General features: G+C 65.1%; 25 protein-coding genes and 2 pseudogenes. 10 read left to right on the forward strand and 17 right to left on the reverse strand.

All coding sequences use genetic code 11. The features are described from left to right. Positions 1 to 38: 38 nt before the first annotated feature. Positions 39 to 2,267, reverse strand: a pseudogene (purL, locus tag AKN84_RS27000) (phosphoribosylformylglycinamidine synthase subunit PurL); the annotation flags it as partial. A gap of 174 nt (positions 2,268 to 2,441) precedes the next feature. Between purL and AKN84_RS27005 the strand changes: the two are divergent. Together AKN84_RS27005 and AKN84_RS27010 are read left to right on the forward strand one after the other, a co-directional pair. After that, positions 2,442 to 2,933, forward strand: a complete 492-nt coding sequence (locus AKN84_RS27005) for a PaaI family thioesterase (protein ID WP_050423598.1) — start codon at positions 2,442 to 2,444, stop codon at positions 2,931 to 2,933. Positions 2,934 to 3,205: 272 nt separating this feature from the next. Next, positions 3,206 to 5,437 carry an alkaline phosphatase family protein gene (locus AKN84_RS27010; RefSeq protein WP_050423599.1) on the forward strand — a complete coding sequence of 744 codons (2,232 nt, stop codon included), beginning with the start codon at positions 3,206 to 3,208 and terminating at the stop codon, positions 5,435 to 5,437. Positions 5,438 to 5,497: 60 nt separating this feature from the next. Here AKN84_RS27010 and AKN84_RS27015 read toward each other — a convergent pair whose 3' ends face one another. Further along, positions 5,498 to 6,211, reverse strand: coding sequence for a glutathione S-transferase family protein (locus AKN84_RS27015; RefSeq protein WP_050423600.1), 714 nt, complete (start codon positions 6,209 to 6,211; stop codon positions 5,498 to 5,500). Between the two features lie 107 nt (positions 6,212 to 6,318). Here AKN84_RS27015 and AKN84_RS27020 point away from each other — a divergent pair, with 107 nt between their 5' ends. Then, positions 6,319 to 6,693: a winged helix-turn-helix transcriptional regulator gene (locus AKN84_RS27020; RefSeq protein WP_050423601.1), complete on the forward strand. Its 375-nt coding sequence runs from the start codon at positions 6,319 to 6,321 to the stop codon at positions 6,691 to 6,693. Between the two features lie 128 nt (positions 6,694 to 6,821). Then, positions 6,822 to 7,793 (forward strand): DMT family transporter, encoded by a 972-nt coding sequence (locus AKN84_RS27025; RefSeq protein ID WP_128971197.1) that lies wholly within the window; start codon positions 6,822 to 6,824, stop codon positions 7,791 to 7,793. A 157-nt stretch (positions 7,794 to 7,950) separates the two neighbouring features. Here AKN84_RS27025 and AKN84_RS27030 read toward each other — a convergent pair whose 3' ends face one another. From AKN84_RS27030 to purC, 7 genes are all read right to left on the reverse strand, one after another. Next, positions 7,951 to 8,688 (reverse strand): tetratricopeptide repeat protein, encoded by a 738-nt coding sequence (locus AKN84_RS27030; protein ID WP_050423637.1) that lies wholly within the window; start codon positions 8,686 to 8,688, stop codon positions 7,951 to 7,953. Positions 8,689 to 8,860: 172 nt separating this feature from the next. Beyond that, positions 8,861 to 9,457, reverse strand: a complete 597-nt coding sequence (locus AKN84_RS27035) for an invasion associated locus B family protein (protein ID WP_050423603.1) — start codon at positions 9,455 to 9,457, stop codon at positions 8,861 to 8,863. Positions 9,458 to 9,536: 79 nt separating this feature from the next. Then, positions 9,537 to 10,514: a tripartite tricarboxylate transporter substrate-binding protein gene (locus AKN84_RS27040; protein ID WP_050423604.1), complete on the reverse strand. Its 978-nt coding sequence runs from the start codon at positions 10,512 to 10,514 to the stop codon at positions 9,537 to 9,539. Between the two features lie 5 nt (positions 10,515 to 10,519). Then, a complete protein-coding gene (gene purQ, locus AKN84_RS27045) occupies positions 10,520 to 11,221 on the reverse strand; it encodes a phosphoribosylformylglycinamidine synthase subunit PurQ (RefSeq protein WP_050423605.1) in 702 nt (233 codons plus the stop codon). Positions 11,222 to 11,225: 4 nt separating this feature from the next. Continuing rightward, the gene (locus AKN84_RS27050) at positions 11,226 to 11,810 is read right to left on the reverse strand and encodes a hypothetical protein (protein WP_244485501.1); all 585 of its coding nucleotides are present in this window, start codon (positions 11,808 to 11,810) and stop codon (positions 11,226 to 11,228) included. Positions 11,811 to 11,823: 13 nt separating this feature from the next. Next, positions 11,824 to 12,066, reverse strand: coding sequence for a phosphoribosylformylglycinamidine synthase subunit PurS (gene purS / locus AKN84_RS27055; RefSeq protein WP_021077860.1), 243 nt, complete (start codon positions 12,064 to 12,066; stop codon positions 11,824 to 11,826). A 15-nt stretch (positions 12,067 to 12,081) separates the two neighbouring features. Beyond that, complete coding sequence (gene purC / locus AKN84_RS27060) at positions 12,082 to 12,849, reverse strand: phosphoribosylaminoimidazolesuccinocarboxamide synthase (protein WP_016843454.1); 768 nt, start codon at positions 12,847 to 12,849, stop codon at positions 12,082 to 12,084. A gap of 348 nt (positions 12,850 to 13,197) precedes the next feature. Here purC and AKN84_RS27065 point away from each other — a divergent pair, with 348 nt between their 5' ends. After that, complete coding sequence (locus AKN84_RS27065; RefSeq protein WP_050423606.1) at positions 13,198 to 13,521, forward strand: DUF1476 domain-containing protein; 324 nt, start codon at positions 13,198 to 13,200, stop codon at positions 13,519 to 13,521. Between the two features lie 45 nt (positions 13,522 to 13,566). On the opposite strand, the gene AKN84_RS27070 is transcribed toward AKN84_RS27065, so the two are convergent. Next, positions 13,567 to 14,511, reverse strand: a complete 945-nt coding sequence (locus AKN84_RS27070; RefSeq protein ID WP_050423607.1) for a LysR family transcriptional regulator — start codon at positions 14,509 to 14,511, stop codon at positions 13,567 to 13,569. 111 nt (positions 14,512 to 14,622) lie between these two features. Between AKN84_RS27070 and AKN84_RS27075 the strand changes: the two genes are divergently transcribed. Then, positions 14,623 to 15,450: an isocitrate lyase/PEP mutase family protein gene (locus AKN84_RS27075; RefSeq protein WP_050423608.1), complete on the forward strand. Its 828-nt coding sequence runs from the start codon at positions 14,623 to 14,625 to the stop codon at positions 15,448 to 15,450. 51 nt (positions 15,451 to 15,501) lie between these two features. Here the strand turns inward: AKN84_RS27075 and cynS are convergent, their stop codons facing one another. The 4 genes from cynS to AKN84_RS27095 all read right to left on the reverse strand — a co-directional run bounded on the left by cynS (position 15,502) and on the right by AKN84_RS27095 (position 18,706). Further along, positions 15,502 to 15,990, reverse strand: a complete 489-nt coding sequence (gene cynS, locus AKN84_RS27080) for a cyanase (RefSeq protein WP_050423609.1) — start codon at positions 15,988 to 15,990, stop codon at positions 15,502 to 15,504. Positions 15,991 to 16,089: 99 nt separating this feature from the next. Further along, entirely contained in the window at positions 16,090 to 16,968 is an 879-nt protein-coding gene (locus AKN84_RS27085; protein ID WP_050423610.1) for a sulfurtransferase, read from the reverse strand. Between the two features lie 47 nt (positions 16,969 to 17,015). Further along, the gene (locus tag AKN84_RS27090; RefSeq protein ID WP_050423611.1) at positions 17,016 to 18,128 is read right to left on the reverse strand and encodes an acyl-CoA dehydrogenase family protein; all 1,113 of its coding nucleotides are present in this window, start codon (positions 18,126 to 18,128) and stop codon (positions 17,016 to 17,018) included. 35 nt (positions 18,129 to 18,163) lie between these two features. Continuing rightward, on the reverse strand, positions 18,164 to 18,706 hold the full coding sequence (locus AKN84_RS27095; protein WP_050423612.1) for an OsmC family protein: 543 nt from the start codon (positions 18,704 to 18,706) through the stop codon (positions 18,164 to 18,166). Between the two features lie 255 nt (positions 18,707 to 18,961). Here AKN84_RS27095 and AKN84_RS27100 point away from each other — a divergent pair, with 255 nt between their 5' ends. Next, positions 18,962 to 19,624: a TetR/AcrR family transcriptional regulator gene (locus tag AKN84_RS27100; protein ID WP_050423613.1), complete on the forward strand. Its 663-nt coding sequence runs from the start codon at positions 18,962 to 18,964 to the stop codon at positions 19,622 to 19,624. Here the strand turns inward: AKN84_RS27100 and AKN84_RS27105 are convergent. Beyond that, entirely contained in the window at positions 19,621 to 20,655 is a 1,035-nt protein-coding gene (locus AKN84_RS27105; protein WP_050423614.1) for a DUF21 domain-containing protein, read from the reverse strand. The two genes, AKN84_RS27100 and AKN84_RS27105, sit on opposite strands and share 4 nt — an antisense overlap. Before the next feature lie 223 nt (positions 20,656 to 20,878). On the opposite strand from AKN84_RS27105, the gene AKN84_RS27110 reads away from it, so the two are divergent. After that, positions 20,879 to 22,096 carry a GGDEF domain-containing protein gene (locus AKN84_RS27110; protein WP_050423616.1) on the forward strand — a complete coding sequence of 406 codons (1,218 nt, stop codon included), beginning with the start codon at positions 20,879 to 20,881 and terminating at the stop codon, positions 22,094 to 22,096. A 24-nt stretch (positions 22,097 to 22,120) separates the two neighbouring features. On the opposite strand, the gene AKN84_RS27115 is transcribed toward AKN84_RS27110, so the two are convergent. After that, entirely contained in the window at positions 22,121 to 22,849 is a 729-nt protein-coding gene (locus AKN84_RS27115; RefSeq protein ID WP_050423639.1) for an SDR family oxidoreductase, read from the reverse strand. A gap of 99 nt (positions 22,850 to 22,948) precedes the next feature. Then, the gene (locus AKN84_RS27120) at positions 22,949 to 23,839 is read right to left on the reverse strand and encodes a LysR family transcriptional regulator (RefSeq protein ID WP_050423617.1); all 891 of its coding nucleotides are present in this window, start codon (positions 23,837 to 23,839) and stop codon (positions 22,949 to 22,951) included. A 92-nt stretch (positions 23,840 to 23,931) separates the two neighbouring features. On the opposite strand from AKN84_RS27120, the pseudogene AKN84_RS27125 reads away from it, so the two are divergent. Both AKN84_RS27125 and AKN84_RS27130 read left to right on the forward strand, forming a co-directional pair. After that, positions 23,932 to 24,383: pseudogene (locus AKN84_RS27125) on the forward strand (PACE efflux transporter). A gap of 218 nt (positions 24,384 to 24,601) precedes the next feature. After that, positions 24,602 to 25,840: an ABC transporter substrate-binding protein gene (locus AKN84_RS27130; RefSeq protein ID WP_050423618.1), complete on the forward strand. Its 1,239-nt coding sequence runs from the start codon at positions 24,602 to 24,604 to the stop codon at positions 25,838 to 25,840. Positions 25,841 to 25,876: the final 36 nt, after the last annotated feature.

Below are 25,876 nucleotides of genomic sequence, written 5' to 3' on the forward strand. Positions count from 1 at the left end.
TCTTTGCTACGCCCAGTAACGCCTGATCCGGCCGGATCAGCGGCCGCACCGCGCATGTAGTTCGGCAGCCAGTGCTCGAAGGCGCGGGACAGGCTTTCAACGGTCACCGGCGCCTCGCCGGCGACCGCAATGGCATCGCCGCCCGTGGTGCCAATACGTGCGCAGGGCACGCCTGCACCCTTCATCTTGGCCAGCACGAGACCGGCATCCGCCGCGGGCACGGTGACGATGTAGCGGGCCTGATCTTCGCCGTACCAATAGGCATGCGGCACGATCGAGGACGGCGCCGCCAGCAGCTGCGCGCCGATGCCGCTCGCGATCGCCATCTCGGCGAGAGCGATCAGGAGCCCGCCGTCGGAGACGTCGTGCACCGCGGTCGCGGTACCGGCGCGGATCATGCCGCGCACCACGTCGCCGTTGCGCTTCTCGGTGGCGAGATCGACCGGCGGCGGAGCACCCTCCTCGCGGCCGCAGACGTCGCGCAGATAGACCGACTGGCCGAGCCAGCCGTGGGTATCGCCCACCAAAAGGATCGCCTCACCCGCCGCCTTGAACGCCAGGGTCGCGGATTTGGTGAAGTCGTCGAGCACGCCGACGCCGCCGATCGAGGGCGTCGGCAGGATGCCGCGTCCGTTGGTCTCGTTGTAGAGCGAGACGTTGCCGGACACGACCGGAAAGTCCAGCGCGACGCAGGCTTCCGCAATACCCTTCAGGCAGCCGACGAACTGGCCCATGATCTCGGGCCGCTCGGGGTTGCCGAAATTGAGGTTGTCGGTGATCGCGAGCGGCCGGCCGCCGACTGCGGTGATGTTGCGCCAGGCTTCTGCCACCGCCTGCTTGCCGCCCTCGAACGGATCGGCCTCGCAATAGCGCGGCGTGACGTCGACGGTGAGCGCAAGCCCCTTCGGGCCGTCCTCGACGCGGACCACCGCCGCATCGCCGCCGGGGCGTTGCATGGTGTTGCCGAGGATGACGTGGTCGTACTGCTCCCACACCCAGCGCTTCGAGCACAGCTCGGGGGTGCCGATCAGCTTGGTCAGCGCCTCAGTGATGCCGAGCGGCGGCTTGACGTCCTGGCCGCGGATCACCGGCAGCGCGTTCGATGCGACGTGCGGACGGTCATAGACCGGCGCCTCGTCGCCGAGCTCCTTGATCGGCAGATCGGCCATCACGTCGCCGCCATGCTTGACGACGAAGCGCTTGGTCGGCGTGGTGTAGCCGACGATGGCGAAATCGAGCCCCCATTTGCGGAAGATCGCCTCGGCCTCCTGCTCCTTCTCGGGCTTGAGCACCATGAGCATGCGCTCCTGGCTTTCCGAGAGCATCATCTCGTAGGCGCTCATGCCGGTCTCGCGGGTCGGCACCGCGCTGAGGTCGAGCTCGACGCCGAGGTCGCCCTTGGCGCCCATCTCGACCGCCGAGCAGGTCAGGCCGGCCGCGCCCATGTCCTGGATCGCGATCACGCAGTCGGCTTCCATGATCTCGAGGCAGGCTTCCAGCAGCAGCTTCTCGGCGAAGGGGTCGCCGACCTGCACGGTCGGGCGCTTCTCCTCGGAGGCGTCGTCGAATTCGGCCGAGGCCATCGAGGCGCCATGGATGCCGTCGCGGCCGGTCTTGGAGCCGAGATAGACGATCGGCATGTTCACGCCGGAGGCCGCCGCGTAGAAGATCTTGTCGGCATCCGCGAGGCCCACGGCCATCGCGTTGACCAGGATGTTGCCGTCATAGCGGGTGTGGAAACGCACCTGGCCGCCGACCGTCGGCACGCCGAACGAATTGCCATAGCCGCCGACGCCCGCGACCACGCCGGACACCAGGTGCCGAGTCTTCGGGTGCTCCGGCGCGCCGAAGCTCAGCGCGTTCAGGCAGGCGATCGGGCGCGCGCCCATGGTGAAGACGTCGCGCAGGATGCCGCCGACGCCGGTAGTCGCGCCCTGGTAGGGCTCGATATAGCTCGGGTGGTTGTGGCTCTCCATCTTGAAGACCACGGCCTGGCCGTCGCCGATGTCGATCACGCCGGCATTCTCGCCGGGACCCTGGATCACCCAGGGCGCCTTGGTGGGCAGCCCGCGCAGATGGATGCGGGACGACTTGTACGAGCAATGCTCGTTCCACATCGCCGAGAAGATGCCGAGCTCGGTGAAGGTCGGAACCCGCCCGATCAGCTTGAGGATGCGCTCGTACTCGTCCGGCTTCAGCCCGTGGGCGGCGACGAGTTCGGGGGTGATCTGGGGCTCGTTCTTCGGATCATTCTTGGGCGCGGTCATGGGACCCTTAATAGGTAGATCGAACGGGGGCGAAAAGGCCTTTTACGGCCCATTTCCGGCCTGTCCAGAGCTTTGCGGCGGTTGGACGCGGCTTGGGGTTGGTACCCGGGATTTGCACAATGGGGATGGATCGGATTTAAGGACCCGAACCCGATAATTGAAGGCCCAAATTTCGTGAACGAGCTCGCCCCGACCGCACTCAACACCGCATTCAACCGCCGCCCCGACCTGCACGTCGAAACCGAGGGCGAATTCGCCGGCTGGCGAACCTGGACACGGGACAATTTCGAGACCCATACCGGCCCGTTTTACCATCGCATGGACGAGAACGGCCGCATCTCCTGCGCTTTCCGGGTCGCCAAGAAGCACCTCAACGGCTCCGGCAACGTCCATGGCGGCTGCTTCATGACCTTCGCGGATTACTGCCTGTTCGCGCTTGCGGCCTCGGTGCTCCAGGGCCCCGGCGTCACGGTCTCGTTCGCCTCGGAATTCCTCGATGCGGCGCGCGAGGGCGATTTGATCGAATGCACCGGAGAGGTCACCCGCGCCGGTGGCTCGCTGATCTTCGTGCGCGGCATGCTGACATCGGCCGAGCGGCCGCTGTTCACCTTCTCCGGCACCATCAAGCGCGTGAAGCGCAAAGCGCCGGCGGAGCCGACCGCATAAGCGCGCCCCCGCTTCGCGCCAGAATACGCGAGGCCTGTGAATACACGTCGTCATCCAGCCGTTACATCGGCACGGATTGAATCGAAAGCTGAGCGCTAGCACGTTGTGTTCACGCGTGTTCTTCGCGTGAAGCAATGCACACTGCGGTTGTGACGCGACGACGTGCTGTCGTTGCGTCGTCGCGCATGCGTCACATGCCCGTCAGCCAAGCCTCCGTAGATTGCCAAACGGTTTCTGTTTGTGCATTCGCGCAGCGAAGTTGGGGCATTCTCATGAAATTGAAGACGTTCGTTTCCGTTACGACGGCGATGTCGCTTGTCGCATCGCTGGCATGGACCGCAGCTCCGGCGCGCGCCGGACAGGACGGCGATAATGGCGATCGCGGCAGCGATTCTCGTGGTCACGATCAGGATCAGGACCAAGACCATGACGGCAACCATCATGGCCGCAAGCCGCGCGTGGTGATGATCTCGCTCGACGGCGCAAAACCCGATTTCATCCAGAAATTCATCGAGGAAGGCGTGCTGCCGCGCGACGGCGGCCTCGCGCGGCTCAGCCAGCGCGGCGCGGTGGCGCTGCAGAACGTGACGGCGTCACCATCGCTCACCGCGGTCTCGCACATCGCGATCGCGACCGGCTCCACGGCGGTTCACAACGACATCCCCTCGAACACGTTCCAGCCGATCGTCGGGCCGATCTCCAGCAGCATCAGCGGCTTTGCGGCGCCGATCGGCGGATACAATGAGAGCCCGCTCGGGCCGTCGGCAAACCCGACGGCGCAGCCGCTGTGGGTGCAGCTGCGCCAGCAGGGCAAGAAGGTCGTCACCGCGACCTGGCCCGGCGGCGACGGCGCCGACATCTCGATCAACAAGACCGTGGTGCAGCCGGCCCAGCCGACCCGCGTCACCGACTTCACGGTGCCGTTCGGCGCGTTCGGCGGCATCGGCGCCCAGGGCTTCACGCTGTCGCGCAGCGACTTCACGGCCGATCCGGGCATCGTCGCGGCGCTGCAGGCCGCGGGCCATTTCTCGTTCAGCCCGGTGCTGGTGACCTCGGCGCCGATCGAGACGTTCTCGTGCTCCGCCGCGGCGACCGCGACCTGCACCAGCGCCTCGACGCTCGACGTCAAATATTCGATCCGCGTCGCCGCGATCGACACGACAAATGATCGCAAGGTGAACTACGACACGCTGGTGTTCTTCGACGAAAACCGCGGCATCACCGCAGGACCGTTCCACGCGCCGTCGACCGGGCCGGCCTACGTCAAGTTCGGCGGCGAGAACGCGCCGTTCTTCTTCGAGGGCAGCGGCGCGAAGGTCGGTGCCGCCTACTTCGCCTCGGCGCTGTCGCCGGACCTCTCGGTGGTGCGCTTCGCCCGCTACGGCGCCAACTACATCCCGCGCAACACGCCGGTGCTCGCCGATGTCGACGACATCAACAACAACATCGGCTTCTGGCGCCCGCAGGCCGATTTCCGCATTCCGGAGCGCTTGAGCCCCGGCTTCACCAACTTCCCCGACGTCGAGATCGAGACGATGTACGAGGACATGGTGAAGACCTTCGTGCGCTACCAGGCCAATATCGGCGAGCGCGCGATCAAGACCCATCCGGATGCCGACCTCGTGATGGTCTATATCGAGCAGCCCGACGGCTCCGAGCACCAGTTCCTGCTCACCGATCCCCGTCAGGGCACCAACCCCGCAGACCCGAATTCGATCGGCGCCAACCAGGATTCCGCCAAGGTCAAGCGCTACGCCTCCTACATCCGCTTCGCCTACCAGACCGCCGACAAGGCGGTGAAGCAGATCGCCGATGCAGCGGGCCATGACAGCAACGTCGTCGTGGTGTCGGATCACGGCTTCGCGCCGTTCCACACCTCGGTCAATCTCACCAACATCCTGCGCAACGCCGGCATCGACACCAGCAAGGTCGGCGTCCGCACCTCGGGTCCTGCCGCCGACATCTATGTCAACCTGCAGAACCGCGAGCTCGGCGGCACCGTCGATCTCGCGACCTATCGGGCCCTGGTGGCGCAGATCACCGATGCGGTGAAGAACGCGGTCGATCCGAACGCGCGCTTCAACTACTCGCTCAAAGATCAGCGCATCTTCACCGTCGTCGAGACCCGGCCGCTGCAATGCGACGCCGGAACTGGACAGTGCATCAGCAAGACCGTCGGCCAGGACTATGGCGACGTGTTCGCGCTGATGGCCCCCGGCTATAATTTCGACGGCATCCAGAACCCCGGCGTCGCGCGCCAGGGCGACGCGCCGTTCACTTCGGCGACCACAGCGCTGTCGATGCCGAACTTCTACGGCGCCCACGGTCACGATCCCGAGCTTCCGGTGATGAGCGCGACGTTCATCGCCGCGGGGCCGCAGATCCGGAGGGAAACCGTGGTGCGGCACATGCGCAACATCGACGTGGCACCGACCGTCATGCGGATCCTCGGCACCACCCCGCACAACGTCGACGGTGAGGTGCTGAACGAAGTCCTGCGCTAGGACCCTTTCGGCAATTCCGCGCGGTGGACGCCAAGCCGGCGTCCACCGCCTGCCAATCAATCACGCGCGCGGCGCGCCGAACCGCTCGATCACCTCGGCAAGCGGAAGGTGACCGGCGCAGGTACCCGTCCCCGGGCTGCTCTCACCGTTCTCCAGCGCGGTCGCGTAGATCACGGCCGGATCGGCCTCGAGGCGTGCGCGAAGTGCAGCCAGTTTCGGCCAGCGGTTGCGGTCGGCGACGGCGTGGAATTCGAGCCAGCGCGCGACACCGATCAGCAGGCCATCCGCCAATGTCGGACGGTCGCCGAGCAGGAACGGCGCATCGCCGATCAGCTCCTCGAGCCGGTCGTGCCGCTGCACGACATTGCCCTTCCCCCACTGCCGCAGCGCCGACTGCATCGCCGGGTCCGGCGATTGCATCTCCAGCGCCGCCCACAGCGGGCTGAACGCCGCGGTGAAGCCGGTGTTCACGAAGGCCATCAGCTGACGCATCCGGTCGGCCTCGGGCGACAACGGGACGAAGCTGATCCGGCGCTCGGTATCGCGCGCCGCGAGCCAGCTTGCGATCGCCATGTTCTCGGTGAGCACCCTGCCCTGGTCCGTGACGAAGGCCGGCGTCTCGTGCCGCGGATTGATCCGCGCGTAGGAGGGATCGCGCATTTCGCCGAGCATATCGACGCGGCAAAGGCGGTAGGGCTTGCGCAGCCATTCGAGAGCTGCAACGAGCCCCATGGAGCTTCCCAGCGGGAAGCCATAGATGAGGATAGGTTCCATGATGTGGTCTCCGGTGATGTCTGACGATCACGCTGCGCAGCGGAGCCGGACCCTATTCGCCACATCCGTGAAGTAAATTACGCACCTTTTTGTAACCACGAGCCGCCATGAAATCTCTCGTCTCCCGTTGCCCGATCGAGGAAGTGATGCAGATTCTGAGCGGCCGCTGGCCGACGCTGCTGATCTACTACCTGAAGCAGGGCACCAAGCGCTTCAGCGACCTGCGCCGCGACAACCCGACCATCTCGCACAAGATGCTGACCCTGGAGCTTCGCAAGCTGGAAGACGCCGGCATCGTCGAGCGCACCGAGTTCGAAGGCTATCCGCTGCGCGTCGAATACCAGCTGACGCCGGCCGGCCACCGGCTCGTGCCGCTGATCGATGCACTCGGCGACTGGTGGGAAACGACGTCGGATACGAGCGCACATCCCGGCTCCACGGATGCCGAAGCGGCCGTGTCGAATACCGCCTCGCGGGATTAGACGAGACGAAGCACCGTAAACTTGCTCTGGCCTCGGGTAAGCTCCCGAAGTATCAGTTTCCATGCGCGTCAAATGCGCGGGGAGCCAATCAAGGTGCCGAAGAGCACAACGAGAGCATGATCCAGAACGTGCTCAAACAAGGAGCCAAGACGGGCGATGTGCCGGCTCCCGCGATCACGCCCACTCCATCGGCGCCGGGCGCGCGCGGGTGGCGCGACTATGCGCTGCTGCTGGCGCTGGCCTGCTGCTGGAGCTCGACCTACCCGCTGACCAAGATCGGGCTCGGCTCGATCCCGCCGGTCACCTTCATCTCGGCGCGCTCGCTGGTCGCCGCAGCTTTCCTGCTCGTGGTGCTGCGGATCCGCGGCATCCGCATCCCGACCGACATCAAGGCCTGGAAGCTGTTCGCCTTCCAGCAGACCATCAACTCGACCATCCCGTTTTTGGTGATCACCTGGGCGCAGCTCTACGTGCCGGCGTCCAACACCGTGGTGCTGGCCTCGACGACGCCGATCTTCGCCTTCCTCATCACCTGGGCGATCACGCGGCACGAGCCGGCCTCGCTGCTCAAGCTGGTCGGCGCGATCCTTGGCCTCGCCGGCACGGTCGCGATCATCGGCCTCGACGCGCTCTCGGGTTTCGGCAGGGAGATCTTCGCCGAGATCGCGATCCTGCTCGCCACCGTCTCGTTCGCCTGCGCCACGATCTTCGGGCTGCGCCTGTCGGACTACGATCCGATGGTGGTCGCGGCCGGCTCGCTGCTGTTCGGCGGCACCGTGCTGTTGCCGGTCGCGCTGATCGTCGACCATCCCTGGACGCTGCACCCGACGCCGCAGGCGCTGGTCGCGACTGTCGTGATGGGCATCTTCTCCAGCGCGTTCGGCTTGATGCTGTTCTACATGTGCCTGACGCGGCTCGGCACCCTCACGACAAATGCGCAAGGCTATCTGCGGATCCCGATCGGCGTCGCCCTGTCGGTCATCCTGCTCGGAGAATCCGTGCCGTCGAACCTGGCACTGGGGCTCGTGCTGGTCATGCTCGGCGTCGCCGCGATGACGGTGCCGGCCGAAGCGGTCAAGCGCTGGCTGCGACGGCTGTAGCCGATTTCATGGCTACAACCGAAAGCTGCATTTATACACACAGCTCCATCGACGTCATTGCGAGCGAAGCGAAGCAATCCATGCTTCAGCTCGCCGAGAAATGGATTGCTTCGTCGCAATCGCCCCTCGCAATGACGGCGCGGAAGCATTTGCAGCCCTAGGTCGACAATTGTTTCTCGGCGATCGAGAGCCACTCGGCCTGCGCGTCGCGCAGATATTTCGGCGCGCGGCGCATCTGGATCAACAGCTCGTTGAACACCATCCGCGCCTCGGCGGTGCGGCCGACCAGCTGCAACAGCAGGCCATAGCGGACCCGCGCCTCCGCGCCGGGAAAATATTGCGACACCGCCTGATATTCCTCCAGCGCCTCGTCGAGCCGGCCGAGTTCGGCGAGCGAGCGGGCATAAAGCAGATGGCCCTCGGCGGACTCGAAATCCGGCCAGTGTGCGCGCAACGCATCGAGCGTCGCCAGCGCCTCGGCCGGCTGCTTGCGGGCGAACTGGGCCTGCGCCTTGGCTAGCGCGTACGCAGGATCGTCGCCCTGCGGCAGCCGCAGCACGTGGTCGTAGTGGCTCTCCGCCTCCTCGAAGCGGCCGACGGTGTGACACTCCGCGGCCAGTGCCGCGCGGTTGGCGATCGTGTCCGACGTCGCGAGCCGGTCGGACAACTCGCGGTACCGCTTCTCCGGATCGAGCCGGTTGGCGACGCGCTTGCGCGCCTGCGCGGCACCCGGTCCGCCCCACCATTCCGGGATCAGCTCGACGACGATGTAGGCGAGCGCGCCGATCAGCGGCACCATCAGGATGATGAAGGCCCAGGGCTGCAAGCGCCCGGTGCGCGAGGCGTGGTAGATCAGCGTGATGTCGAGCAGCAATACGACCAATGCAACAGGCATCAGGAATCCCAGCGAGCCGGACAGATCATCCAAATCGCCTCCGTCATAACGTGCCCGGCACGCTGCGACAATCCCCGGTTGCCATGCCGGCCGTGCTAGCGTGAAGAGATTGTGAAACGGAGGTGACTATCCCTGGATTGGTCGCGGACGGGACGGTCCAGGTTCATGGTTCCTATTGCGCTTCACAGCGGGCCTTGCGCTCCTCCTCGGCGCGTTTCGCGCGCACCGATCTCTCCTGCATTTCCTCCTTTGAAAGCACCTCCTCGATCACCTTCGTCTCTTGTGCGGGTCCATCGTAGGCATCAGCGAATCCGGCGAGCGGTACGATCAGGCTGATCGGCGAATTGGCCTTGTCGATTACTTGCAGGGCAAGCGTATGCCCTTGCTTGAGCTGATCCACCAGTTCCGGCCCCGCGTCGTAGTCTGCGATGCAACCGCTGGCAAAGCAGCTCGTGTAAGGCCGCTCAATCGCCTGCCCCTGATCGAGGATGATCCGAACGCCGCGTTCGACCTTCACCCGGGTCGGCAGGGTGACGCGCAATGTCTTCCTGGTATCTCCGGTGCGGGCGATGAGCGTGGCTGATACGACCGGTCCGCAGTCGATATTCTCAATCTTCAATCGACCGTCTCGCCCGACAAAGCAGGCATCGCCCAGGCAGAACTTCGCCCAGGGCAAGTAGGTCAAGCCAGCCTGTTCGCCGGCCGCGGCACCGGCAACGAGCCAGGCGAGCGCCATGCCGGCGCAGCATCGCAAGACCGTACGGCGCATGACCGCATCCCCGATCAGACCTGAACGCAGGATTGCCGCGGACTTTGTCCGCAATAGGGAGTTGCAGGCCGGGAAAGCGTTACTTCTTGTCGTCCGCGAGCAGCGTGCGGTATTTCGCGACATCGCGGGTCACGAGTTGCTGCAGCGCCTCGGGTGTGAGCTCATTGTCGTCGGGGGCGACCGTCGACAAATCGACGAAGCGTTTCTTCACCGCTTCGCTTGCGACCGCGGTGCGCGCCGCGGTGTTGAGCTTGGCGATGATCTCGGGCGGCGTGCCCTTCGGCGCGAACAGGCCGTTCCAGCCCTGCGCCTCGAACTCAGGCAGTCCGGCCTCTGCCGAGGTCGGCAGCTCCGGCAGCGAGGTGAGCCGCACGGTCGAGCCGACCACGACCGCCTTCACCAGTCTGTCGTCGATCGCCTGCGAAACCGAGGCCGCGGCGTCACAGACGCCGTCGATCTGGCTGCCGATCGCATCCGTCAGCGCCAGCGCCGCGCCGCGATAGCCGACCAGCTGCACATCGATCCCGGCGGCATGCACGAAGCTCTTGCAGATCAGGTAATTCGACGAGCCGACGCCGGCATGGCCGAGATTGACCTTGCCCGGATTCTTCTTCGCGTAGTCGATGAAGTCCTTGAGATCCCTGGCCGGGAAATCCTTGCGCAGCGCGACGATGCCGAAGGTCTTCGCCACGACGGCGATCGGCGCGAAGGAGCCGGGCGTGAACGACAGTTTTGGATAGATCGTGTAGGTCGCGGCATTGGTGCCGGCGTTGCCGATCGCAATCGTGTAGCCGTCCGGTTCGGCGCGCGCCGCGCGGGTCAGTGCGGTCGAGCCGCCGGCGCCGCCGACATTCTCGATGATGATGCTCTGGCCGAGCGCCGCGCTCATCTGGTCGGCGACCGCGCGGGCGATCACGTCGGAGGTGCCGCCGGCCGTGAACGGCACGATCATCGTGATCGGGCGCTTCGGGAAGTCCTGCTTTGGGAGATCCTGGGCGTTGGCTGCTGACGCGAAAACGAGTGCCGCGGCCGCGGCAAGGCACCACCGCCCCAGCATTTCCGTTACGCCGCCTTCTCGAACTGCTGGACCAGCCCGGCGAACAGGCCGCGGCCATCGGTGCAGCCCATGATCTCTTCGACGTGGTTTTCCGGATGCGGCATCATGCCGAGCACATTGCCGCGCTCGTTGACGATACCGGCGATCGAATGCGCCGCGCCGTTGAAATTGGAGGCCTCATCGACCACGCCCTCAGGCGAGCAGTACCGATAGAGCACCCGCCCGTCGCCCTCGAGCCGCTTCAGCGTCTCCTCGTCCGCCTCGTAATTGCCTTCGCCATGCGCCACCGGCACGCGGATCACCTGGCCGGCATTGTAGCCGCGGGTGAACGGGGTGTCGGAGCGCTCGACCTTCATGTGCACGTCACGGCAGACGAATTTCAGCGCGGCATTGCGCATCAAGACACCGGGCAACAGGCCGGACTCGCAGAGTATCTGGAAACCGTTGCAGACGCCGAGCACGAGCCCGCCTTTGGCGGCGAAGTCGCGCACCGCGTCCATCACCGGCGCGCGCGCCGCGATCGCGCCGCAGCGCAGATAGTCGCCATAGGAGAAGCCGCCGGGCACCACCACGAGGTCGGTACCTTTTGGCAGCGCGGTCTCGGCGTGCCAGACCATCGCGGTCTCGTTGCCGGATGCGAGTTTCAGCGCGCGCGCCATGTCGCGCTCGCGATTGATGCCGGGGAAGACGAGGACGGCTGATTTCATCGGATCACCTGGTTTTGGGCGCCAGCACAAGCTTAACTGCGGCGGCAAATTTTGCGTAATTGTCGTTGCTGGCCTTCTCGTCGCTCGCCGAACTGATCAGGCTGGCCGAGCCTTGCGCGCCAAACATCAAGCCATTGACCTGATACTCGCTCGCGCCGGCGGGCGTCACCGTCAGGCGCCGTGCCTTGTACATGCGCGGCACCGCGGTGCCCTTGTCGCCGTCGACGCCGAGAAGCGTGATGCGCTGTCCGGGTGTGCGCTGCTCCAGCGCCTTGATGACCTGGTTCTGGCTGTCGCGGAACTGGTCGAGCGTCATCTGATTTCCGCCGGTGTAAAACCGGTAGCTCACCTTCGAACCCGCACCGCATTGCGGCTGCTCGCAACGGAACAGGTGCGTGTCAGCGCGGCGCTCGTAATGCCAGCCGCTGATCGCAAACGGCGGCCGCTGCGTGGTCGCGGACGGTGCCGGTGCCGGCGCCGGCGACTGAGCCGCAGCGCCACCGATGCCGGCGACCGTGAGCAAACCGGCCAACAATGATCGGGCGATCGTCCGGTCGCTGCGGGAACAGGCGAGAGCGGCTGTTGTCATCTGGCGCGCCCGGCTAGCTCAGAACCTCGACCCGGTAGTTCTCGATCACGGTGTTCGCCAGCAACTTGTCGGCGGCGGCCTTCAGCGCGGCCTCCGCCTTGGCCTTGTCGGTCGCGGCGAGCTCGATGTCGAACACCTTGCCCTGCCGAACGCTGGCGATGCCGTCGACGCCGAGCGACTTCAGCGCGCCCTCGATCGCCTTGCCCTGCGGATCGAGGATGCCCGACTTCAACGTAACAGTGACGCGTGCCTTCACGATTGCCCCTTAACCTTAGCTCTTCACCAGCACCGGGCCACTGCCGGCCGGCCGCTCGTTTTCGATCAGAATGCCGAGCCGCTTCGCGACCTCGGTGTACGCTTCGAGCAAGCCTCCCAGATCCCGGCGGAAACGGTCCTTGTCGAGCTTCTCGTTCGACTTGATGTCCCACAGCCGGCAGGAGTCCGGCGAGATCTCGTCGGCGACGATGATCCGCATCATCTCGTTCTCGAACAGCCGGCCGCACTCCATCTTGAAGTCGACGAGGCGGATGCCGATGCCGAGGAAAAGACCGGTCAGGAAGTCGTTGACCCGGATGGCCAGCGCCATGATGTCGTCGATTTCCTGGGGCGTCGCCCAGCCGAAGGCGGTGATGTGCTCTTCCGACACCATGGGGTCGTTGAGCTGGTCGTTCTTGTAATAGAACTCGATGATCGAGCGCGGCAGCTGGGTGCCCTCCTCGATCCCGAGCCGCTGCGACAGCGAGCCGGCGGCGACGTTCCGCACCACCACCTCGAGCGGCACGATCTCGACCTCGCGAATCAGCTGCTCGCGCATGTTGAGACGGCGGATGAAGTGGGTCGGCACCCCGATGTCGTTGAGGTGCTGAAACAGGTACTCCGAAATCCGGTTGTTGAGGACGCCCTTGCCCTCGATCACCTGGTGTTTCTTGGCATTGAACGCGGTCGCGTCGTCCTTGAAGTGCTGGATCAGGGTTCCCGGCTCGGGGCCTTCGTAAAGCACCTTGGCCTTGCCTTCATAAATGCGGCGTCGACGGCTCATTGGGATGTACCGTGTTTTGTTGAAATCCATGAATTTGGGTGCTCCGGATGACTTGGGGTTACGACCCACGACGGAGCTGCCGCGGAGGCCTGGAACCTGAGCTATCCAACTGGAAACAGAACAAGAACCACACCTGTTGGCAACCTATCTGATTGGCCCATCCAGCACAATCGATAGTGCCCCCTTGCGGGCACTTATACCGCCCTATCGAAAAGGGCCGATTCCGCCTGTTTTGCCTGCGGCTTAACGGCTCGTTGTCTTGCCGATTCCTCCCATCTATCTAGGCAGGCATCAGGGCTGCCGCAACGAGCTGCGGCCCGCATTCAGCAGGGGATTGGAACTTCGGCTATGAACGAATTCGACAAGCGCGAGGAAGGTTTCGAGAAGAAGTTCGCCCTCGACGAGGAGCTGAAGTTCAAGGCGGAAGCGCGCAGGAACAAGTTGCTTGGCTTGTGGGCCGCCGAGAAGCTCGGCATCACGGGCGACGCTGCCAACGCCTATGCCAAGGAAGTGGTGGCCGCCGACTTCGAGGAAGCCGGCGACAATGACGTCCTGCACAAGGTGCTGAAGGACCTCACCGCCAAGGGCCGGTCCGCCACCGAGCGCGACATCCGCGCCAAGATGGATGAGCTGCTGGCCGTTGCCGTGACCCAGGTGAAAGCAGGAACCTGAAGGCACGAACCTCGCTCACGCCCCGCAACGCTCCAGTACGACCTTCTACGCGCGCCGGACATTGTTCCGGCGCGACGTGTTTGTACCCCTCGCCCTGGTGAACTCAGCACGGATGATGTGGAGCATACGGCGCGACGCAGCGCTGAGGAAGCCGCCGTGCCGCGTCACCGCGACGACCTCGTGGCTTGCGGTGAGATTGCCGACGCGAATGGTCGCGATCGCCCCGGCGCGCAGCTCCTCCGCCGCATTGCTGTGCGATAGCAGCGCGATCCCGAGCCCTGCCTCGACCAGCCGCTTCTGCGCGGTCAGGCTGTCGACCGGCGTCCAGGCGATCTCGCCGAGCCCGTGGGTCAGGAACAGGGCGAACACATGGGAGGCGGTGATCTCGCGCCGTCCCGGCACTTCGGGAAACGCGATCCAGCGCTCGTCCCTGAGGTCGGCGAGCTTGCCGACCCGGCGTCCGGCCAGCGGATGATCCGGCGCGCAGACCACCCCGAGCGGCTCGGCGCACAGCACCTCGCAATCGAGCTCGCCCGAGCGGTCGCGATCGTAGCGCAACCCGATCGTCGCCTCGCCGCGCCGGATCAAATCGCTGACCTCCGCGCTGGTCGCGGTGCGCAGCGTCAGCGTGACATCGGGATGCTGGCGGGCGAAACGCTTCAGCACCTTCGAGAGCCGCTCGCCCGCCAGCGTGCCGGTCACCGCCAGCGCCACCGGACCGGAATTGTCGCGCAGCAGCGCGCGCACCGCGTTCTCGGCATCCTGCGCTGCCGCTACCGCGCGTTCGGCATAGGGCACCATCACCCGTCCGGCATCGCTGAGCCGCGTCTTGCCTCCAATGCGCTCGAACAAGGGCACGCCAAGCTCCTGCTCGAGCAGCGCGATGCGCCTTGAGATCGCCGGCTGCGAGCGATGCAGCGCCTTGGCGGCATTGGAGATCCCGCCGCGGCGATGCACCACCAGGAACGTGTTGAGCGCGTCGCTGTCCATTCTCGCCTTATGCAAAAAGCTGATGATATCGAGAGAAATAACAAATTTGTCTGATGACCGAAACCGCCCTATCGCTGCTGCCAGTCGCTTTTCCAACCGTCAGGAGTTCACATGCGCACCCAGGCAGACAAGGCAGCACGGTTTCGCGAGCTGCATCAGCGGCCCGGCGCCTTCATCATTCCAAATCCGTGGGACGCCGGTACGGCGAAGCTGCTCGCGGCGATGGGCTTCGAGGCGCTCGCGACCACCAGCCTCGGGGTCGCCAACACGCTCGGCCAGGCCGTAATCTCCCTCGATGCCCTCATCGAGAACTGCCGGGTGATATCGGAGGCCATCGACCTGCCCGTCAACGCCGACCTTGAGAATTGCGGCGCCGATGATCCGAAGACCGCGGCAAAGGCGATCGCGCGCGCGGCCGAAGCCGGCGTCGTCGGCGGCTCGATTGAGGATTCGACCGGCGACCGCGAGCATCCAATCTACGACTTCTCGCTCGCAGTCGAGCGGGTGCAGGCCGCGGTCGAGGCCGCCCGCGCGCTGCCCTTCCCATTCACGCTGACAGCGCGCGCGGAGAACTTCCTCTGGGGACGCAAGGACCTCGACGATACCATCAAGCGGCTGCAGGCGTTCGAGGCCGCCGGCGCCGACGTGCTGTATTCACCGGGTCTGTACGACATCGGCACCATCAAGACCGTGGTCTCGGCCGTGAAGCGGCCGTTCAATCTCGTGATGGGTTTCGCCGATCCAACCTTGACGGTCGAGCAGCTGTCGGCCGCCGGCGTCAAGCGCATCAGCGTCGGTGGCGCGATGGAACGCCACGCGCTGGCTGCGTTCCTACGGTGCGCCCGCGAAATGAAGGATAGCGGCGCGTTCACCTTCGTCCGCGACATGGCGCCGGTGAAGGACCTTCGCGAGGCGTTCGCGGCCGCCAAGAGCAAATAGAGGGTAGCGAGGAGCGAATGGAAAACCCGGTTCGCTACTCGCCATTCGCCTTCACCCTTCCTTGAAGCCGTATTCCGGCACGTTGCCGCTGGCGCCGTAATACTTATACGGCAGGAATTTGCCGCTCATGGTGATCTTGACGCGATCGCCCTTCGGATTGGCGACGCGTTCCATCGCCATGTCGAAGTCGATCGCCGACATGATGCCGTCGCCGAACTCCTCCTCGATCAGCGCCTTCCACGCCGGGCCGTTGACCATCACCATCTCGTAGAAGCGGTAGATCAGGGGATCGGTCGGCGGCATCGGCGTGCCGGTGCCGCGCATCGGCACCTCGTTGAGCATCGCGGTTTCGGCCTTCGTCAGCCCGAACAATTCGCCGGCATTGGCCGCCTGCGGTTTTGTCAATTTCATCTGGCCGAGGATCGCACCCACGATCAGGACCTCGGAATAGCCGCCGATCTTTTCGCAGATATGCTTCCAGCTCCAGCCCTTCTCGCGCTTGATGTCGAGCAGCTTTTCGGTGAGGTCTTCGCGTTTCATGAGGCTTCCTCCTTAGGCGTTGGCACGCAGTACCGACGCCGGCATTGATCAGCGTCCGGCCGCATTTTATGCCGCCGGACGCCAACAAACATGCAGTTTCTATGCCGCTTTGCCCGTTACGACGGCAGCAGTCGGCAAGCCTTCGTCGATCGGCAGCGCCGGATCGCGCGACCATTCGTTCCAGGAGCCGAAATACATCCGCACGTCCTTCACGCCGGCGTTCTTCAGCGCCAGGAAGGTGTTCGAGGCGCGCGCCCCCTTGAAGCAGTAGAGATAGACCGGCGTGGTCTGCGAGATGCCGACGGTGGCGCATTCGGCGAGGATCTCGTCCTTCGACTTGAAGCGCGGGCCTTCGCCGGTCGGCTTCATCATCCGGTACCATTCGAGCCACACGGCGCCGGGGATGCGGCCCTTGCGCGGGCAGAAATCCTTGCCGTAGGGCGACGAGCTCTCGCCGATCCACTCGTCGACGTCGCGCACGTCGAGGATAGCAACGCCCGGCTTGCCGACCGCCGCCAGCATCGCCTTGGCGTCGATCATGATCTCGCCGGCCTCCGGCACGATGGCAAATCCGGCCTTCGCCGGCACCGCGACATCGGTGGTGACCGGCAGGTCCGCCGCCTTCCAGGCATCGAAGCCGCCATGCAGCACCTTGATCTTGGGATAGCCCAGCATCGCCAGCAGGTAATAGCCGCGGCAGGACTGGCCGAAGCCGGAATTCATCGACTGCTCGTAGATCACGGCGGTCTCCTTGCCGGAGAGGCCGGCGGCGCCGAAGGCGTCGGCGAACTTGGTCTTCAGCGCGTGCATGCCTTCCGGCGTCGAGGTCGCGAGATAAGTGAAGACGTCATGCACATTGACCGCGCCGGGCAGATGTCCCGCGGCATAGGCGTCCGGATTGCGCGTGTCGATGATGACACACGGCTCTTTCTTGACGAGCTCGGCAAGTTCGCCGGCGGTGATCAGAACGTCCGTCATGGCTCTCTCCTGTTGCGTGGTTGCTAGTCTTGGTGGTCCCGAATGCTTCAGCCGTCCGCCAGCATCTTGCGCAGTTGCTTGGTGGCGGGCGTAACGATGGCGACGAAATAGGCCTCGCGCAGCCTGCGCTGGGCGCGGTGGCTCATCAGGTAGCCGCGCGCGCCGCAATGAAGCATCGCCGCATGCGCGACCGCCACGCTGGCATCGCCGATGCGCAAGCGGAGCGCCACGACGCGGCGCCAGTAGCTGTCGTCGGCGTTGTAGGGATCGCTCGCCAGCACCATCGCCTCCTTCTCGAACTCGGCATAGAGCTCGCGGAATTGCAGCGGCTGCTGCGGCAGATAGCGATTGACGTGACCGAGCGGCGCATGGACCTCGTCCATGATGTTGATGCAGTCCCGCATCAAGCCGAGGCCGATGCCGGCCTGCAGCAGGATGAATCCGGCGCGGATCTTCTTGACGAAGGGGGCGGCCGGCTCGGCGAGGATCAATTCGTCCGGCACGAACACGTCGCGGAACTGGACGCCGTAGGTGCCGGTGCCGTCCATTGCCAGGAACGGCTTGCACGGCGTCAACGTGATCGCGGGATCGGAGCAATCGGCGAGGAACATCACTGTCCCGCCCTCCTCGTCCTCGCGCTCGAAGATCGTGCCGAAGTAATGGCCGGGCCCGAGGTTCGACACCCAAGGCAGCGCGCCGCGAACGATGTAGCCGCCGTCGACCTTGCGACCCCTCAGCTTCAGCCGCTCGATGCCGAAGAAGCTCTTCATCGGGTTGGAGAGCCCGGTGCCGCCCAGCACGCGCCCGCGGGAGAAGCAGTCGCCAAAGCGCGCGGCGAGCTTCAAGTTGGTGGAATTGGCGACGTACCAGACCAGCGTGTTCTGGCACCAGGCCATGAAGGCGGTGGCGCCGCAGACCTCGCCGATCGCGGCCATCGACTGGATGGCCCAGCGCAGGTCGGCGGGGCCCTCCTGCGGCACGTGGCTGCTCCACGCGCCGACCTCGCCGAGCCGCCGCAGGAATTCGCCGGGATAGACCGAACCGGCGTCGATCGCGGATGCGAGCGGCGCCAGTTCCTGACGGGCGAGGCGCTCGACCTCTCCCGCGATGGTCGGTGCGGGATCTCGCGCTGCGACCCGCGATAAAGTCAGTGAAGTCATGGATGATCTCCGCACCTTGAATTGACGGACGACGCTTAAGCGCTGACCTCGAGGTTGACGGGACGGGTGAAGGTGTTGGCGACCGGCGACCACTTCTTCACATGCGCCACCAGCGCGTCGATCTCGCCCTGCGAAACGCCCTCGCATTCCATGTCGACCTTGACGCGGACATCGGTGAAGCCGACCGGCTTCTCGCTGACATCGCCGGTGCCCCACACTGCTGTTATGTTCAGGTCGCCCTCGAGCTCGAGCTCGAGCTTGTTGACGATCCAGCCGCGATGCACGGCGTTGGCGTGCAGGCCGACCGCAAGGCAGGAGCCGAGCGCGGCGAGCGAGGCTTCAGAGGGATTGGGCGCCGTGTCGTCGCCGAGCAGGCCCGGCGGCTCGTCGACGATATAGGGCGCGAGGTTGCGGATGTAGTTGGCGTGACGGAACTTGCCCTCGGCCACCGTCTTGCACTTCAAGGTCTTGATGACCTTCGGATTGGCCTTGCCGTTGGCAATGAGCTGCTCGAGCCCGCCTCTGTCGATCGGCGCGAGGCAGCCGGTCAGTGCGGTTTTCTGGGCGACAGCGGTCATCAGTTTTCTCCCTGGGAGCGATGGAAATGGTCAGGATACCGAACGGTCTGTTTCCTGCACGAAGCGTGCCAGTCCCGCCGCAAACCAAAAGGCGAAATTCCGCAGACGCTTACGCGCGCCTGCCTGCGGATTGATCAGTGCCGTCTTGCTCAATCGCCAAGCAGATGCCGCGGGCTTACGATTATTTTCAGCGCAGGAGAGCGCGCATGAAGATGCGGCTTGATGATTTCGCCGCGCTCCGATTTACTGCCGCGCATGGCCAAATCGCTTGCGAAGAAAAAACCTGCCGCGGCGTTCACCGCCGGCGACGATGAATCGGCGCGCGGGCGCCTGCTCAATGCGGCGACGCATCTGTTCTGCAAGAACGGCATCAACGCCACCGGCATCGATGCGATCATCGACGAGGCCGGCACCGCGAAGACCACGCTCTACAAATTGTTCGGCTCGAAGACCAACCTCGTGCACGCGGTGCTGGAGAGCGAAGGCCGGCAGTGGCGCGAATGGTTCATCGGCGCGATCGAGGCCGGCGGCGGCGATCCGCAGACCAAGCTGTCGCGGATCTTCCCTGCCCTGAAGAGCTGGTTCGCCGAGGAGCGCTTCTACGGCTGCCCCTTCATCAACGCGGTCGCCGAGCACGACAAGGACGCCAAGCAGTTCCGCAATATCGCGCTGAAGCACAAGAAGGTGGTGCTGGCGCATATCGAGAAGCTCGCCGCCGAGATGGGCGCGACCGAGCCGGCCGTGCTGGCGCACCAGCTCGCGCTGTTGATCGACGGTGCGATCGTCGCGGCCATGGTGTCGGGTGACCCAGCTGTCGCAGATACCGCGGGTCTCGCCGCCGGCAACCTGTTCGCTCCGGCCAAAGCGAAGAAAGCGAAGCGCGCGGGCAGCGCGGCGGAGCAGTTGGTCGCGGTCTAGGCCGCCGACCGCTTCTCCACGGTCGCGATACCGCGCAGCAGCCGCCCGAGGAGGTCGGAGCCGGTGATGATGCGCTTCTGACCGCTCCACACCAGGATCAAATCGTGCTCGATCACGTCGTCGCCCGGCGTCTCAGGCACCACCTTCATCAGCCCGATCACATCGCCGAGCCGCGCCTTGGCGTCGCGCACGATGATCGGCCGGTGCCAATAGGCGGTCGGATCGCTCTCGAGCTGGTTGAACAGCGCATCGCGCAGGAAGTGATGGGCGTCGAGCACGAACACCGGCTCGCCGGCGAGGTCGGTCACGATCACCCATTTCATCCCCGATGCATCGATCCGGCGCAGGAACGGATCGTCGGGCACGCGGTCGAATTTCGGCAGCACGCAGCGCTGATTGGCGAGCGGCAGGCTCAGGATGCTGGCGGGATCGATCACCTCGCCCTCGTCGCAGACGGAGACGTCGTCGAGGTCGAGGAAGTTCTGCGCGCCGGTCGCCTCCAGGCGGCTGATGTCGCCGCCATCGACGACGTGGCGGGCGATCATCTGCCTGATGTCCTGCTCACGCAGATAGGTGATGCCTTCCGAACCGAGCCACCAGTCGAGCACGACAGCGGTCGGCTTCGCCAACGGAAACAGCACGACGCGATAGAAATTCAGGAACGGCAGAAACCGCGCGGTCATCGCCAGCGCGTTGCGCGAGAAATAGGCCTGCGGGAATATCTCGCCGAGCAGCGTGATGGCGAACGCCGAAAACACAAACGCGCCGACGCCGGCCAGCACCGAATCCGACAGCAGCGTCAGCAGCACGTTGGTGGTGACATTGCCCCAGATGATGGTGGCCAGGACCTGGTTGGCGCTCCTGCGCAGCTCAAGCACCCGCACCGCATTGCGGTTGCCGCCATCCGCCTCGATCTGCAACCGCAGCAGGCTGAGGCTGAACACCGCAAGATTGAGGCCGGCGAACAGCGCCGACTGCAAAATGCAGGCGGCGATCCCGATCCAGGTCGCGATGATCCCAAGATAGGCCATGGATGTCTCGGCTCGCTGTTGCGATTTTCGGCGCCATCACAGTCGAACGAGGTGACAGCCGAATGACCGGACATTGTTGCGGCGGCGACCGCTGCGGCCGCATGACGCGGCGGCGCGGAGCGGATTTACGACCCGTCAATCACGTTGCGTGATCGGGGCCGGCCTTAGAGACCTGTTAGGGCCGGTCGGGTTTCCTGCCTGCTGAAAGTACGGGGCAAGAACAATGCAGTCCGAAAAAGGACGATATAGCCAGCCGCGCTGGGGCGTGACGCGCTGGCTCGCCGACGCCGGACCCGGCGTGCCTGACGACATCCGCGCGGCGCTGATCGGCGATCTCTACGGCTCGCTGCCGGTATTCGCGGCCGGCGCCGTCAACACGGTCGCAGTCGCGGCCGTGATTGCGATCCGCGAGCCGACCGCATGGTTCATCACCTGGGTCATCCTCGAACTCATCATCTGCCTGTCGCGACTGGCGGTGCTGGTGGCTGCGCATCGCGCGGCGCGAGAGCGGCGGCCGACGCCCACCGACCTGCACCTCGTGCTTGCGGTCGCCTGGAGCGCCAGCGTCGGCTTCGGCATCCTGATCAGCCTTGCCAGCGGCGACTGGGTGGTCGCGATGCTGGCCTCGCTGTCGGCTGCGGCGATGGTCGGCGGCATCTGCTTCCGCAACTTCAGCGCTCCCCGCCTCGCCGGAACCATGATCCTGCTCAGCCTCGGCCCGATCGTGCCGGGCGCGGCGCTTGCCGGCGAGCCGCTGCTGTTCATCGTCTTCCTGCAGGTGCCGCTGTATCTCACGGCGATGACGGTCGCAGCCTTCCGCCTCAACAAGATGCTGATCGCGACCATGCGCGCCGAGCGCGAGAACGGCCATCTCGCCCATCACGACACCCTCACCGGCCTGCGCAATCGCGCCGGCTTCGTCGCCGCGCTGAACGAAAAGCTCGAGGCCTCGGCCGGACATGGCAGGCCGTTCGCGCTGCTGTTCTTCGACCTCGACAATTTCAAGCCGGTCAACGACACCTATGGTCACGCGGCCGGCGATCAGGTGCTGATGCTGGCCGCCGAGCGGCTGCGGCGCGCGCTGCCGGAGACCGACGTGATCGCGCGGCTTGGCGGCGACGAATTCGTGGTGCTGGCGAACGGCGTCACCGCCGAGCAGGCGCTCGCCGTCGGCCATCGCATCATCCAGGCCGTCACGATGCCCTACCGGCTCGCCGACGGCATCTTTGCGAAGGTCGGCGTCAGCGTCGGTGTCGCGGTATCGCCCGAGCACGGCACCGAGGCCGAAGAGCTGCTGGCGGTTGCCGATGCCGCGCTCTATGAAGCCAAATCCGCCGGCAAGGCCCAGTGCCGCATGGCCTCCGTCGCCACCAACGTCGCGGCGCTGCGCCGGCTGACGAAAAAGGCCCCCGCGCCGGCGCTCGACCGCAGCGCCGCGTGAGACGAGGTCCGGCGGGCAGCCGCGCTACAGATCGAAATTCGTCGGCAGCATCACGACGTCGCGAATGGTCATGCCGCGCGGCCGGGTCAGCATGAACATCACGACTTCGGCGACTTCGCTCGCCTCCAGCAAGCTGCCGGCCGCCTTTGCTTCCTGCAGCTTCTCGGCCGGCCAGTCGGCGAGCAGCGCGCTGATCACGGGCCCGGGCGAGATCGAGCCGACGCGGATGCCGTGCTTGAACACCTGGCGCCGCACCGTCTGCACGAAGCAGTTGATCGCCCATTTCGACGACGCATAGACCGGCTCCCAGGGCGTCGGGAAATGCGCGGCGAGCGAGCTGGTGACGATAATGTCGCCGGTCGCCCGCGCGATCATGTGCGGCAGCACGTCGTGCACGTTCTTCATCACGACGTTGACGTTGAGGTTCAGCATCCGGTCGATGGCGGCGCTGTCGGCGTCGACGAGATCGCCGCCGACATAGATGCCCGCATTGGCGTGCAGGATGTCGAGCCGGCCGGCCTTCGCGAGCACCTGTGGCAGCAGCGTCGCGCAAGCCCCGGGATCGAGCAGGTCGATGACCAGCGGGATCACCGCATCGCCGTGCCTGCCGGCGAGCGCCGCGAGCGCGGCGGCGTCGCGGTCGACCATTACCACGCGCGCGCCGGCCGCCAGCATCGCCTCGCTGCTCGCAAGTCCGATGCCAGACGCCGCCCCGGTCACAGCCGCGACCTTGCCTTCCAACTGCTTCGCCATCGTCTTCACCTCGTCAGGTCAGTGCGGCAGGCATGGCAACACATCGCACGCGCGATGTCAGCTCCCCAGGCGATGCGCGACGGTGCGCGTGTCCGGCGCTCACAGGCGGAGCATCGGCGGCCGCGTGGCGAAACGGCGGCGCAGCCATTTTGCCGCCGGGCCCGCCGGCCGCTGCTTGTGCCAGACCACTTCGAGCGCCACGGGATGCGCGCCCTCGTCGAATTCCAGTTCGGGAATGGCGAGGTCCTCAGCGACCTGCGAGCTCGCCATGATGTGCGCCGGGATCAGCGCCCAGCCCACGCCGTGCTTGAGGATCTGCAGGATCACCCAGTGGCTCTCGACCCACCACACCTCCGCCGCGACACGCAGCCGATGCCGCTCGGTTCCCTCGTTGCGCACCGTGACCATGATCTGGCGATGCCGCTTCAGCTCCTCCCAGTCCACCTTTCCACGCGCGAGCGGATGGTTCTTGCCGCACACGAGCTGCAGCGGCACCCAGCCGATGGTCTTGAAGCCGAGCTCGGGCGGCAGCTGCTCCTGCCGCCACATCACGCCGACATCGGCCTTGCCGTCGAGCACGAGGCGGCTGACGTCCTCCATGATCGGAAACAGCAGCTCGAGCTCGACATGCGGGAAGCGCGTGGCGAATTCCGCAAACAGCGCGCCGACCGCGCTCTCCGGATAGAGCTCGTCGATCGCCACCACCAGGCGCTTCTCGACATGCGCCTCGAAGCTGCTGGCAACTCCGATCAGGTGCTCGCGGCGATCGAGGATCAATCTTGCTTCCGGCAACAATCGCGCACCCGCTTCGGTCAGCACCGGGTTGCGGCCGGTCCGGTCGAACAGCGCAATGCCGAGATCGGTTTCCAGATTGGCGACGTGCGTGCTGACGGCTGATTGCGCCTTCTTCAGAAGCCGCGCGGCGCCGGAGAACGAGCCTTGCTCGGCCGCCGCCACGAAGGATTCGAGCTGGTCCATGGAAACGGCCATCTATCTCTTTTCAAGATATTATCTAACTTTGTAGTCCCACAATATCAGATAGAAATCCGGTCGCAACGACAAGAAAGGGTTTCAAAATGTCCATGCGTTCCTTCTCCGACCGGATCAGGCACGCAGTCCTGTTCGAACTGATCGGTATCGCCATCTTCACGCCGGCGGCCGCCTGGCTGTTCAATCAGCCGGTCGCCCATATGGGCGTCATCGGCGTCGTCTCGGCGACGGTGGCAACGATCTGGAACTTGCTGTTCAATCTCGGCTTCGACCACGCGCTGGTCCGCTTCACCGGGCGTGTCGTCAAGACGATGCCAATCCGCGTGGCGCACGCGATGCTGTTCGAAGCCGGCCTGATCGTGCTGCTGATCCCGTTCGTCGCCTGGTATCTCGCGTCTCGCTGTGGGCCGCGCTGATGATGGATATCTCGATCGTCGCGTTCTATCTGGTCTACGCGTTCGTGTTCAACATCGCCTACGATCGCGTGTTTCCGGTGCGCGAGCTCAGCGCGCATGGTCGCGCGAGCCGGGCCCTGCCGGCCTGATCGGCCTCTGCACTCGGCGCGGTGGATCATTCGATCCGCCGCGCTGCTCCGCATCCTGACACCGCGCCAATATTCCTGGTGGTAGCGACTGCACACAAGTTCTGCCGTGCAGCGGTCCTAGACTGATTTGATCCGGATCAAGCACCATGGAATGCTTGAAGCCGAGATGCCCGTCAGAGGCTGCCAAACGGCCAACAAGAAGAAGCGGAGAAATAAGAATGACAAGGAACCGTTCCCCCCGGCTCACCCGCCGTCATCTCATCAAGGGCGCCGCCGCCACTTCAGCGACGCTGCTGCTCGGCAGGCCCGCGATCGCCAAGGGCAAGATGGAGGGCAAGACCGAGATCGTCATCGGCAACATCGACGCCTATTCGGGACCGGCTGCGGTCTATTCGTCAATCGGCCGCACACCGGGCGGCTATTTCAAGATGATCAACGAGCAAGGCGGCATCAACGGCCGCATGATCAAGTACATCACCTATGACGACGCCTACAGCCCGGCCAAGACCGTCGAGCAGGCGCGCAAGCTGGTCGAAGGCGACGAGATCGACGTCCTGTTTGCGCCGCTCGGTGCGCCCACCAATGCGGCGATCATGAAGTACATGAACCTGAAGAAGGTCCCGCACCTCTTCATCGCCTCGGGCGCGACCAAGTTCGGCGACCACAAGAACTTCCCCTACACCATGGGATTCCAGCCCTGCTACCAGATCGAAGGGCGCGCCTTCGCGCAACACGTTCTCGCGACACAGCCGGATGCCAAGATCGGCATCGTCTACCAGAACGACGATTTCGGACGCGACGTGCTGAAGGGTTTCAAGGACGGACTTGGCACCAAGACGTCTGCGATCGTTGCCGAGCTGTCCTATGAAACCGCTGACCCGACGATCGACAGCCAGGTGGTCCGCTGCAAATCCGCCGGCGCCAATGTGTTCATGAGCATGACCACGCCGAAATTCGCCGCCCAAGGCATCAAGAAGATCGCCGAACTCGGCTGGCAGCCGGCGCATTACATCGGCAACAACGCCTCCTCCGCAGGCTCGACGCTGAAGGCCGCGGGCTTCGACGTGTCCAAGGGGATCATCTCGAGCGCCTATCTGAAGGATCCCGTCGACGCCGCCTGGGACAGCGATCCCGCGATCCAGAAATGGCGCGCCTTCCTCGACAAATACGATCCGGCGGCCGCCAAGAACGACATCTACGCGGTCACCGGCTATCTCACCAGCCAGATCCTGGTTCAGGTGCTCAAGCAATGCGGCGACGACGTCTCGTCCGAAAACATCATCAGGCAGGCGGCGAACCTCAGGGATGTCGAATCCGACATGCTGCTGCCGGGCATCAGGATCAACACCTCGCCGACCGACTACTATCCGCTGGAGCAACTGCAACTGACGCGCTTCAGCGGCGAACGCTACGAGCCGATGGGACCGGTGATCGACGGCGGCATCTCGAAGGCCTGAACGCAGCAGGCGATATGCGAGGCGCGGACCCTCACC

This window comes from Bradyrhizobium tropiciagri (assembly GCF_001189845.1).
Classification (GTDB): domain Bacteria; phylum Pseudomonadota; class Alphaproteobacteria; order Rhizobiales; family Xanthobacteraceae; genus Bradyrhizobium; species Bradyrhizobium tropiciagri.